General features: G+C 61.9%; 2 protein-coding genes. Both read left to right on the forward strand.

The features are described 5' to 3' along the window. On the forward strand, positions 1–1,236 hold a 1,236-nt coding region (locus ACXJL8_RS40135; protein ID WP_456686935.1), incomplete at its 5' end, for an efflux RND transporter permease subunit. 299 nt (positions 1,237–1,535) lie between these two features. Further along, the coding region (locus tag ACXJL8_RS40140) for an LpxL/LpxP family acyltransferase (protein ID WP_456686936.1) at positions 1,536–1,797 on the forward strand (262 nt) is incomplete at its 3' end.

Here is a 1,797-nt window from a genome sequence, read left to right on the forward strand (position 1 = left end):
TCGGCCCAGGCCTTGATCGGACGCACGTTCGCGGCCGGTGCGCAGCTCCGGCAGGCCAACGTGCTGCCATTCAACCTGCCGCCGATCATCGGGCTCTCGACCGGCGGCGGATTCGAATACCAGCTTCAGGCGCTGGAAGGGCAAAGCCCGGCCGCGATCGCCAGCGTGACGGGTGCGCTGATCAGCGCCGCCAACGCCGATCCGCAGCTCACCCGCGTATTTTCGACCTTCACCGCGACCAATCCGTCGCTGTATCTCGACATCGACCGGCGCAAGGCACAGGCGCTCGGCGTCGCCATCAACGACATCTTCACCGCCCTGCAGGCGACGCTCGGTGGTATCTACGTCAACAACTTCAACCTGTTCGGCCGCACCTGGCAGGTCAACGTTCAGGGCGAAGCGTTTGATCGCGCCGACATTTCGGACATCTGGCGGATCTACGTGCGCAACAATACGGGCGAGATGGTGCCGCTGCGGTCGCTGGCCGGCATCAAGATCGTCACCGGACCTCAGGTGATCACCCGCTACAACAATTATCGCTCGGTGACGGTCAACGGCAGCCCGGCGCCGGGCGTCTCCTCGGGCACGGCGATTGCCACCATGGCGAAGATCTCCGGCGCCGTGCTGCCTGCGGGCTACAGTTTCGCGTGGACCGGCACCGCCTATCAGGAGCAACAAGCCGCCGGCCAGACCGGCATCGTGCTCATGCTCGCCGTGTTGTTCGCCTATCTATTCCTGGTCGCGCTTTACGAGAGCACGGTGATCCCGATCCCGGTGCTGCTGTCCGTCGTCGTCGGCGTGCTCGGCTCCTATGTCGGCATCAAGATCGCCGGCCTCAACCTCGACCTCTACGGCCAGATCGGGCTCGTGGTCCTGATCGCACTCGCCGCCAAGAACGGCATCCTGATCGTCGAATTCGCGAAGGAGCAACGTGAGGCGGGCACGGCGCTCAACGAGGCCGCGATCCAGGGCGCCCACATGCGCTTCCGCGCGGTCATGATGACGTCAGTCGCCTTCATCCTCGGTCTTTTGCCGCTCGTGATGGCAACCGGCGCCGCCGAGCTCAGCCGCAGGGCCGTCGGCACGGCCGTGTTTGCGGGCATGCTGGCGGCGAGCTCGATCGGAATCTTCCTGGTCCCGATGCTCTACGTGACGTTCCAGCGCCTGCGCGAACGCGTGAAGGCCACTTCCAAGCCCACTGATCGGCTGACGCCGCCCGTCGATGAAACGAACTAGGCCATGACAGAACTCAATTACAAATCAATAAGATAGTTGGTGGGGGAGGCAGGACTCGAACCTGCGAAGCCATGAGGCGGCTGATTTACAGTCAGCTCCCTTACCCCCGAAGGTGTAAGTTAAAGGAGGCAAACAGAGCCCAACTGGCGGGCATTCGGACGGCTCCCGCTCCCTCTTCAAAGGCTTTGAGAGAAGCAATTCGTTAACAAAATAGGGCAGTTGCATCGCGTATCGGTGGTATGAGGACGCGCGCTGAAGCCCGTGGAAAGCCAAAAGTGTAAGCCAAGATTGTCGTTGCTATGCGGACTAGGTCCCAATTTCGCGACGTGACCAAAGCCCTGGGCCGAGCGGCGGTGGGCGCGTTGATGATCGGAATACTGCGTACCGCTCGCCATTTCGATCCGACCAAGACCGCCAACTTGTTCGCTCGGATCACTCGCTCAATCGGGCCCATGATGCGAGAGCAAAAGATCGGTCGAGCCAATCTAACCGCCGCATTTCCGGAGAAATCGCCTGCAGAGATCGAGAGCATTCTCGCAGGCGTCTGGGACAATCTTGGTC

Source organism: Bradyrhizobium sp. P5_C11_2 (genome assembly GCF_054049755.1).